8 protein-coding genes are annotated in these 9,156 nt (G+C 71.0%); 6 read left to right on the plus strand and 2 right to left on the minus strand.

Annotation, left to right across the window (positions count from 1 at the left end; all coding sequences use genetic code 11):
* The first annotated feature begins 98 nt into the window (after positions 1-98).
* The 3 genes from ACIF9R_RS36025 to ACIF9R_RS36035 are packed head-to-tail and all read left to right on the plus strand — an operon-like array spanning position 99 to position 3,231.
* The gene (locus ACIF9R_RS36025) at positions 99-1,250 is read left to right on the plus strand and encodes a Gfo/Idh/MocA family protein (RefSeq protein WP_399986976.1); all 1,152 of its coding nucleotides are present in this window, start codon (positions 99-101) and stop codon (positions 1,248-1,250) included.
* Positions 1,247-2,398 (plus strand): dihydrodipicolinate synthase family protein, encoded by a 1,152-nt coding sequence (locus tag ACIF9R_RS36030; protein WP_399986978.1) that lies wholly within the window; start codon positions 1,247-1,249, stop codon positions 2,396-2,398. The genes ACIF9R_RS36025 and ACIF9R_RS36030 overlap by 4 nt, the downstream gene beginning before the upstream one ends.
* Positions 2,395-3,231 carry a sugar phosphate isomerase/epimerase family protein gene (locus ACIF9R_RS36035; RefSeq protein WP_399986980.1) on the plus strand — a complete coding sequence of 279 codons (837 nt, stop codon included), beginning with the start codon at positions 2,395-2,397 and terminating at the stop codon, positions 3,229-3,231. The genes ACIF9R_RS36030 and ACIF9R_RS36035 overlap by 4 nt, the downstream gene beginning before the upstream one ends.
* A 246-nt stretch (positions 3,232-3,477) precedes the next feature.
* On the opposite strand, the gene ACIF9R_RS36040 is transcribed toward ACIF9R_RS36035, so the two are convergent.
* Together ACIF9R_RS36040 and ACIF9R_RS36045 are read right to left on the minus strand one after the other, a co-directional pair.
* Positions 3,478-4,449, minus strand: a complete 972-nt coding sequence (locus ACIF9R_RS36040) for a helix-turn-helix domain-containing protein (RefSeq protein WP_399986982.1) — start codon at positions 4,447-4,449, stop codon at positions 3,478-3,480.
* Between the two features lie 138 nt (positions 4,450-4,587).
* On the minus strand, positions 4,588-4,974 hold the full coding sequence (locus ACIF9R_RS36045) for a hypothetical protein (protein ID WP_399986983.1): 387 nt from the start codon (positions 4,972-4,974) through the stop codon (positions 4,588-4,590).
* Between the two features lie 484 nt (positions 4,975-5,458).
* On the opposite strand from ACIF9R_RS36045, the gene ACIF9R_RS36050 reads away from it, so the two are divergent.
* The 3 genes from ACIF9R_RS36050 (at position 5,459) to ACIF9R_RS36060 (ending at position 9,072) form a co-directional block, all read left to right on the plus strand.
* Entirely contained in the window at positions 5,459-6,829 is a 1,371-nt protein-coding gene (locus tag ACIF9R_RS36050; protein ID WP_399986985.1) for an erythromycin esterase family protein, read from the plus strand.
* 121 nt (positions 6,830-6,950) lie between these two features.
* A complete protein-coding gene (locus ACIF9R_RS36055; RefSeq protein ID WP_399986987.1) occupies positions 6,951-8,111 on the plus strand; it encodes a serine hydrolase domain-containing protein in 1,161 nt (386 codons plus the stop codon).
* A 457-nt stretch (positions 8,112-8,568) separates the two neighbouring features.
* Positions 8,569-9,072: a lamin tail domain-containing protein gene (locus ACIF9R_RS36060; protein ID WP_399986989.1), complete on the plus strand. Its 504-nt coding sequence runs from the start codon at positions 8,569-8,571 to the stop codon at positions 9,070-9,072.
* Positions 9,073-9,156: the final 84 nt, after the last annotated feature.

Raw genomic sequence — 9,156 nt, forward strand, 5'->3', positions numbered from 1 at the left:
GCTTGCTGTTACGTTCACCAGTCACCCGCCCCGCGACGGCCCCGCCGCGTGACAGGTGGGGCGTACGCGGCGCGCGGTCCGCGTACGAAGGGAACGACGTGACACGCAAGACGGTGCGAATCGCCATGAACGGTGTGACCGGGCGCATGGGCTATCGCCAGCACCTCGTCCGCTCCATCCTGGCCCTGCGCGAGCAGGGCGGACTCGACCTCGGCGACGGCACCGTGCTGTGGCCGGAGCCGGTCCTGGTCGGCCGCCGCGAGCACGCGCTGAAGGCGCTCGCCGAACGCCACGGTCTCGACCACGTCTCCACCGACCTGGACGCGGTCCTGGCCGACGACAGCATCGACATCTACTTCGACGCCCAGGTCACCTCCGCCCGCGAGGAGGCACTCAAGAAGGCGATCGCGGCCGGAAAGCACCTCTACACCGAGAAGCCCACGGCCACCGGCCTCGACGGCGCCCTGGAACTCGCCCGCCTGGCGAACGCGGCCGGCATCAAGCACGGCGTGGTCCAGGACAAGCTCTTCCTCCCCGGCCTGCTCAAGCTGAAGCGCCTCATCGACGGCGGCTTCTTCGGCCGGATCCTGTCCGTGCGCGGCGAGTTCGGCTACTGGGTCTTCGAGGGCGACTGGCAGGACGCCCAGCGTCCCTCCTGGAACTACCGCGCGGAGGACGGCGGCGGCATCGTCGTCGACATGTTCCCGCACTGGGAGTACGTGCTGCACGAGCTCTTCGGCCGCGTGAAGTCCGTACAGGCCCTCACCGCCACCCACATCCCCCAGCGCTGGGACGAGAACGGCAAGCCCTACGACGCCACCGCCGACGACGCCGCCTACGGCGTCTTCGAACTCGAAGGCGGTGCCGTCGCCCAGATCAACTCCTCCTGGACGGTGCGCGTCCACCGCGACGAACTGGTCGAGTTCCAGGTCGACGGCACCGAGGGTTCCGCCGTCGCGGGTCTGCGGGGCTGCCGCGTCCAGCACCGCTCGGCCACCCCCAAGCCGGTCTGGAACCCGGACATCCCCGCCACCGAGGCCTTCCGCGACCAGTGGCAGGAGGTCCCGGACAACGGCGAGTTCGACAACGGGTTCAAGGCCCAGTGGGAGCTGTTCCTGCGCCACGTCCACGCCGACGCCCCCTACCACTGGGACCTGCTGGCCGGCGCCCGCGGCGTCCAGCTCGCCGAACTGGGCCTGAAGTCCTCCGCCGAGGGCCGACGCCTCGACGTGCCGGAGATCGCCCTGTGACCCTCCACCTGCCCGACGCGAACGGCGCCCTGCGCCCCTACGAACCCCGCACCGAACCCAGGGCCGCCACCTCCGCGAGCGCGTTCACCTCCCGCACCGTCTTCTCGGCCGCGCACGTGGTCGCCGACCCGTACGCGGACGTGTCCCCCGACTCACCGGCCGCCGTCGACTGGGACGCCACCCTCGCCTTCCGCCGCCACCTGTGGTCGCACGGACTGGGCGTCGCCGAGGCCATGGACACCGCGCAGCGCGGCATGGGCCTGGACTGGGCCGGCGCGGCCGAGCTGATCCGCCGCTCCGCCGCCGAGGCGAAGGCGGTCGGCGGCCGCATCGCCTGCGGCGTCGGCACCGACCAGCTCACCGGCGGCACCCTCGCCGAGGTCCGCGCGGCCTATGAGGAACAGCTCGCCGTCGTCGAGGAGTCCGGCGCCCAGGCCATCCTCATGGCCTCCCGCGCCCTCGCCGCCGCGGCGGCCGGCCCCGACGACTACCTGGAGGTGTACGGCCACCTCCTTGGCCAGACCACCGAACCGGTCATCCTCCACTGGCTCGGCCCCATGTTCGACCCGGCCCTGGAGGGCTACTGGGGCTCCACCGACCTCGACGCGGCCACCGACACCTTCCTGAAGGTCATCGCCGCCCACCCCGACAAGGTCGACGGCATCAAGGTCTCGCTCCTCGACGCCCGACGCGAGATCGACCTGCGCCGCCGCCTCCCGCGGGGCGTGCGCTGCTACACCGGCGACGACTTCCACTACCCCGAGCTGATCGCGGGCGACGAGCAGGGCTTCAGCCACGCCCTGCTCGGCATCTTCGACCCCCTCGGCCCCCTGGCCGCCGAGGCCGTCCGCGTCCTCGACACCGGGAACACCGACGGCTTCCGCGCCCTCCTCGACCCCACCGTCGAACTCTCCCGCCACCTCTTCCAGGCGCCCACCCGCTTCTACAAGACGGGCGTGGTGTTCCTCGCCTGGCTGGCCGGCCACCAGAGCCACTTCACCATGGTCGGCGGCCTCCAGTCGGCCCGCTCCCTGCCCCACTTCGCCCGCGCCTACGAACTCGCCGACACCCTCGGCCTGTTCCCCGACCCCGAACTCGCCGAGGACCGCATGAGAACCCTGCTGCACCTGCACGGAGTGACCCCATGACGCCCCCCGGCCTCGCCCGCTTCAGCATCAACCAGATGACCGTCAGGCAGCTCTCCCTGCCCGAACTCGTCGAGGCCTGCCGGGCCCTGGGCGTACCGGGCGTCGGCCTGTGGCGCGAGCCCGTCCAGGCCTACGGGCTCGACGCCGCCGCGAAACTGGTCCGGGACGCCGGCCTGGCGGTGACCACCCTGTGCCGTGGCGGCTTCCTCACCGCGACCGACCCCGCCGAACGGGCCGCCGCCCTGGCCGACAACCGCCGCGCCGTCGACGAGGCCGCCACCCTCGGCACCGACACCCTGGTCCTGGTCTCCGGCGGACTCCCGACCGGCTCCCGGGACCTGCGCGCCGCCCGCGAACGCATCGCCGACGCCCTCGCCGAACTCGCCCCCTACGCGGGGGAGTACGGGGTACGCCTGGCCATCGAGCCGCTGCACCCCATGTTCGCCGCCGACCGCTGCGTGGTCTCCACGCTCGCCCAGGCCCTGGACATCGCCGAACGCTTCCCCGCCCACCAGGTCGGCGTCGCCGTCGACACGTACCACATCTGGTGGGACGACCGCGCCCCCGCACAGATCGCCCGCGCGGGCGCCCAGGGCCGTATCCACACCTTCCAGCTGGCCGACTGGACCACCCCGCTGCCCGAGGGCGTCCTCAACGGCCGTGGCCAGATCGGCGACGGCGCGATCGACATGCGCGAGTGGAAGGCCCACGTGGAGGCGGCCGGCTACACCGGCCCCATCGAGGTGGAGCTGTTCAACGACGCACTGTGGTCCCGGGACGGCCGCGAGGTCCTCACCGAGACGGCGGCACGCTTCGTGGAGCACGCGAGCTAGCGCGACAGCCGGGCGCAGGGACAGCCTGGCGCAGGGACTGCCGGACAGGGGGCTGTTGCCGAAACGCAAGCGGTGCGGTGCCGAACGGACGCCGACGTTCGCCGGCACCGCACGCTGCTTCCCCCCGGTTCCCCGCTGTGCACAGCTTCCACCGTGCACAGGTACCAGCATGCGCTTACCGGACGCCCGGAACCTTGACCATCCGTGCAGGGATCTTGTCGATTCCGGCAGAACGGTGGGTGGACCCTACCGCTCCTCCTGATGACGGCGGTGGTCGGTCGGCGTCATGCCGTACACCCGGCGGAAGACCCGGCTGAACGTGGCCGGGTCGGTGAAGCCCCACCGCGCGGCGATGGCGTGGACGGAGCGGCCGCGCAGCCGGGGGTCGGCCAGGTCACGCCGGCAGCGTTCCAGCCGGCGGTGCCGTATCCAGGCCGCCGGCGCCTCGCCCTCTGCCGTGAACAGCTGGTGCAGATGGCGTACCGAGATGCCGTGGGCCGCCGCGACGGTCGCCGGGGAGAGCGAGGGATCGCCGAGGTTCCGGTCGATGAAGTCCCGGATCCGGGCGCGCAGGGCCCGTCGGCGGGACTCCGGCGGCAGCGTGTCCTCGGAGTCCAGGTGTCCGCCGAGCACGGCGGCGAGCAGATCCGTGGTCACCGAGGCCAGCGCCGGTATGTCGGCCTCGGTGAACTCCCCGGCCCGCCGGGCCGTGTCGGTCAGCCAGCGCCGCAGCGCCCCGCCCATGCCCCGGTCCGCCGGGACCGGCACGGCCAGTACCCGCCGTACGGTGCGCGCCGGCAGCGGCAGCCGGGCCCGCGGCAGACTGACGACCAGGGTCGTCGACCGCTGCGACGTCCTGTTGATGCGGACGTCGTAGGGGAGGCTGCTGTCGATGACGACGAAGTGCCCCGGCCCGAACACAGCCTCGGTGCCGTCCTGCGCCACCGCGCCGTCGCCGCTGAGCTGGCAGTTGATCTGCAGGACCTCGGGATCCAGGCGCCGGATGGTGCGTGGTGTGCGCACGGTGTCCAACTGCGGCAGCTCCAGCTCGGCGATCTGCAGGTCGCCGAGCGGCAGGACCCGCATCGTGGCCCGGAAGTCGTCGCTGCGCTCACTGCGCAGCAGATTGGGGACATGGGTCCGGGTGGCGATGTCCTGCCAGAGATCCCACCGCTCGGCGGGCGCCACCACATCGGTACGTAACTCCTGTACCAGCATCGCCCTACGCCCCCCAACACGCGTCCGACCGCCGCTTCCTGCCCAGGCGGACAGGGCAAGGAACCCTGCCGGAGCAGCTTCCCGTGAAGACCGTCCAACCCTCCCCGTACCTCGTCGTCGTATGCGGCTCCGAGGCGATCAGAAGCGGCCCTCGACCGATGCGTACAGGGCGCTCACATTGCGCCGGGTGTCGTCTCCCCCGCCGATGAAGCTCGTACGGGGGTTCAGACGGAGTCTGCTGCCGTCCGCGCGGCGTATGCGTATGTAGGTGTTGCCGGTGTAGGCGCCGCTCATGTGCAACTCCTTGGGCATGGTGCCCAGCGCCACTTCGTCGAGTGGATCCGCCCACAGGAGCCCTTTGCCGCCGATCGACCAGAAGGTGCTCCTGACCAGGAGCATCCGGCGGTCGGTCACCCCGAGGACGGCACGCCGGAATCCGGCACCGAGGAACCCGGACACGGCCACCTTCAGCGGCTCGTCACGTAGATAGGGGCGCAGGACCCACTTCAGTTCGGCATCGCTCATGACGGCCTCCGTCGGCGGATGCGTGCATGACATGTCTGACGTATTGTCACCGCTGAGTGCACTTCGTCGCACGGGTCCGCGCAAGAACTTTCCCCAGGCCGTGCAACCGCCCCCGCACCTCGTGGGTCGTACTTCGCGTCAGGACTTCCGGGAGGGGACCCGGGAGGAGTCGAGGGGTTCTGACAGGGGGCAGGGAACCGAAGGGGCCCGGTCGACGGACCGGACCCCTTCGAAGTGCGTCCTGCCGCCGCGCGTCTCGGAAGAAGGCCTCGAGAGCGGGCTGACAAGGAGGCGACCTCCGCCGCCGTCGGGGCCACGCCCGCTCGCACGCCGGCGGACCGTGACCCCTGCCGGACAGCGCTGGGCCGTCCGGGTGACCAGGGCGCCCTTCGGGTGAACGCGCCAGGGCTCAACATGCGACGTCGGCGGACGCGGCCCAACCTGACCTGGAGCCTCCTACGTTTCGCCTAGGAAAGTGGGCACCATGCCGTCCTGGCCGCGTTCACCCCGGCGACTGGGCGCCGCTGTGCTGGCACCCCTGCTGGTCCTGCTCATAACCGCCGGTGGGCCGCCCTCCCCCGAGGCGGAGACCGGCTCGCCGGCGCGGGGAGTCGACCCCGCGGTGGTGGCCACGCTGACCCGCGCGGCCACGCCCCTGCTCACCACCGAAGCGGCCGGCCCGTCCACCGACCTGCGTCCGTTCAGCAGATCCGTCGGTGCCGCACGTCTCGTCGGTCTGGGCGAGGGCAGCCACGGCAGCCACGAGTTCTTCACCCTCCACGACCGCCTGTTCCGCCACCTGGTGGAGAACAAGGGCTTCGCCACGTACTCCCGCGAGGCCGGCTGGAACGCCGGGCTCGACGTCAACGAGTGGGTGCAGGGCGGCCCCGGCGACATCCGCGAGATCATCCAGCGCAACTTCCAGTCCGACTGGGTGCTCTTCGCCACCGAGGAGTACGCGCAGCTCTTCGAGTGGATGCGGGCCTACAACGCACGGCACGACCACCGGCACAAGCTGCAGTACATGGGCTTCGACGTCGGGCCGATCGAACCCGCCCTGTACGACAAGGTGCTGGCCTATGTCGCCAAGCACTACCCGGACCTGGAGCAGCGGTTCACCGAGCTGTACAGCGGCCACCCCACGGGTTCCGTCCAGGCCGCCACGACCGAGTTCCGGCACCGGCCGCCGGCCGAGCGCCAGGACCTGGCCCGGCGGGCCCAGGAGGCGTACGAGCTGCTGGCCGCGCAGCGTCCGGCCCCCGACCCGATCGACCTGCACAGCACCGCCTCCATCGCACAGAGCACCCGCTTCTACGCCTACCCCGACACCGAGCAGGGGGAGACCGACTCGCTGCAGTTCCGCGACCGGACCATGGCCGAGAACGTCGCCTGGTGGCACCGGCTGACCGGCGACAAGATGGTGGTCTCCGCGCACAACAGCCACGTCGCCCACCGCGACACCTATCCCAGCTTCACCCGGCAGGGCGGCTTCCTGCGCCAGTGGTTCGGTCGTGACTACACCAACCTCCGCACCGCCTTCCACCAGGGCTCCTTCGACTCCACCTACGAGACCGCGGCCGGCGGCGTCGGGGTGCGGGCCTTCACCGTGGGTCCTCCGGAGCCGGGGTTCAACGAGTACACGCTCGGCGCGGTGCCCTACGACAGGTACTTCCTGGACCTGCGCACCCTGCCCTCCCCTGCCGGGCAGTGGGCGGCGCAGGCGCACCCCAACCGATTCTTCGGAGGGTTCTGGGAGCCCACCGACGTCGAGGACATCGCCCTCAGCAAGTACTCCGACATGCTGATCTTCGTCCGTCGCAGCACGGCGGCACAGATGGTCCCGGCCGCCTCCTGACGAGGTTCCGGCCCGGTGCACGACGGCGCGCGGGAGCCGCCCCCGCAGCCCTCGCGCACCCCTGCCCGGCACAGCTCCGGTTCGGTACCGGCACAGCACCGGCCGCCACGAAGGGATTCCGATGCACCGCCCACCGCTGCGCACCGCCGTCCTCCGCGCGCTCGCCGTCGTGCTCGGCCTCGGACTGCTCGTCACCCCGGCCTCGGCCGCCGGCCGCGACGGCCCGGCACACCGCCCCGGGGACGGCAGCGCGCTCCTCGGCGTGCTTCAGGACGCCGTCCGGCAGGGCTCGCCCGGGGCGCTCGCGCAGTCGCGCACCGGGCGCCGCGTCCGCGACCTGGCGGCCGGTGTCGCCGACATCGCGACCGGTGAACGGCCCGACGCGCGGATGCGGTTCCGGATCGGCAGTGTCACCAAGACGTTCGTGGCGACCGCCGTCCTGCAGCTCGTCGCCGAGGGCCGCCTCCGGCTCGACGAGCCCGTGGCGGACGTCCTGCCCGGCTTCGTCGACCGCAACGGCAACGACGGCACGGCCATCACGATCCGCATGCTCCTCAACGACACCAGCGGGCTGTACGAGTACACGAACGACCCCAGGGTCGAGCAGATCGCGACGCAGGACCCCGCGCACTGCTTCACCCCGCGGGAACTGGTCGGGTTCGCGCTCGACCACCCGCCGCTCTTCGCCCCCGGCACCTCCTGGGCGTACTCCAACACCAACTACTCGCTGCTGGCCCTGGTCATCGAGAAGGTTACCGGCCAGTCCTACGGCGACCTGATCACCCGGCGGATCCTGCGCCCCCTGAACCTGGCCGCCACGTCCTTCCCCGGCTGTTCACCGCTGCTCCCCGCCCCCCGCCTGCACGGCTACACCAAGCCCGACCCGGCCGGGACGCAGATCCAGGAAGCCACGGACTACAACCCCTCCTTCGCCGCGGGCAACGGCGACATGATCTCCACGGTCGGCGACCTCGACCGGTTCGACTCCGCGCTGCTCGGCGGGAGGCTGCTCCCGGCCCGGCTGCTGCGCGCGATGCTGACCCCCACCCCGGGCTCCTTCCCGAACACCGACGTCTTCCGCTACGGCCTCGGTGTGGTGATCGCGCGGACGCCCTGCGGCGTCACCGTCTACGGCAACGCCGGCTCGATCCAGGGCTACGAGACATGGATGAGCGGCACCCGCGACGGCCGGCACACCATGTCCTTCGTCCTCAACCAGGACTGGCTCGACCCGACCGACACCATCGTCCAGGCGATCACGGCGGAGTTCTGCGGCCACTGAGCCGGATGCGCCGTCCCGGGTGGGTGGGACCGGCCCGCAGCGACCGGTCCCGCCCGACCGGACATCAGAAGAACACCCCGCAACGCAGCAGCATGTGCGCACCAGCGCCGCCGGCAGCCACTGGAGCACCTCGGCGAAGGAGGGCACCCCGGCCCGGCCTTCGGCTGCTGCGCGACGGAGGTCGGGACGGCCGTCCTGCGTGGTGTGCCCGTTGGGGGCGCCCGCCGCGATGAGAGGGCCGGCAGTTCGGGGTGGGGCCCGTCGTTCGCCCAGTCCAGGGGCGTGCGACCGGTGCTGTGGTCTTCGCGACCCATGGCGACGCCAACGAACGAGCCGGCCGGCCGTCACGGCAAACACCGTTGCAGTACTAACACATTTCCTTCACTTCATCACCATCATCTGATCATCATCTATATGCTTCGGGCACTCCAATCGCACCACTGAGGGGGGAATCCTCATGCGCGTCCGCCACACCCTGACCACTGCCGCCGCCACCGCGGTCCTCACCGCGCTCGGCCTTGTCGCGGCCCTTCCGGCGCAGGCTGCCGAGTACTCCTCGGCCCTGAAGATCAAAGGCGTGCGGTACGACGCTCCGGGCCGGGACTCCAACAAGTGTTCCGGCGGCAACACCAGGAACGAGTACCTGACGATCAAGAACTACTCGAAGAAGTCGACGGTGAACCTGAAGGGCTACAAGGTCAGGGACGCGGTCGGCAACACCTTCACCTTCAGGAACAGCCACACCCTGCAGCCCGGCGACTACGTCCACCTGCGGGGCGGCCGCGGCACCGACTCCGACGGCAAGAACGTCGTCTACCGCCAGAACTGCAACTTCATCTGGAACAACGACAAGGACACCATCTACTTCTACAAGCCGGGCGGAGCCCGCGCCGACGTCCACGCCTACACCAAGAAGGCCAACGACAAGGACGGCAACGGCTACATCACTTACCACGGCTGACAGTGAGGATGTGACGTGGTGACGCTGCTGGCGGGTCTGACCCCTCGGCTGACTGACGTCTCGACTGTCCTGTTTGGGATTTGT

Origin of the sequence: Streptomyces sp. NPDC086080 (assembly GCF_044540255.1) — a bacterium.
In the GTDB taxonomy this organism is placed as follows: Bacteria; Actinomycetota; Actinomycetes; order Streptomycetales; family Streptomycetaceae; genus Streptomyces.

Excerpts from the sequence above, each read along its gene's own strand:
- ACIF9R_RS36050 (WP_399986985.1), top strand. The coding sequence starts at position 5,459 with ATGCCGTCCTGGCCGCGTTCACCCCGGCGACTGGGCGCCGCTGTGCTG.
- ACIF9R_RS36045 (WP_399986983.1), bottom strand. The coding sequence starts at position 4,974 with ATGAGCGATGCCGAACTGAAGTGGGTCCTGCGCCCCTATCTACGTGAC.
- ACIF9R_RS36035 (WP_399986980.1), top strand. The coding sequence starts at position 2,395 with ATGACGCCCCCCGGCCTCGCCCGCTTCAGCATCAACCAGATGACCGTC.
- ACIF9R_RS36060 (WP_399986989.1), top strand. The coding sequence starts at position 8,569 with ATGCGCGTCCGCCACACCCTGACCACTGCCGCCGCCACCGCGGTCCTC.
- ACIF9R_RS36040 (WP_399986982.1), bottom strand. The coding sequence starts at position 4,449 with ATGCTGGTACAGGAGTTACGTACCGATGTGGTGGCGCCCGCCGAGCGG.
- ACIF9R_RS36055 (WP_399986987.1), top strand. The coding sequence starts at position 6,951 with ATGCACCGCCCACCGCTGCGCACCGCCGTCCTCCGCGCGCTCGCCGTC.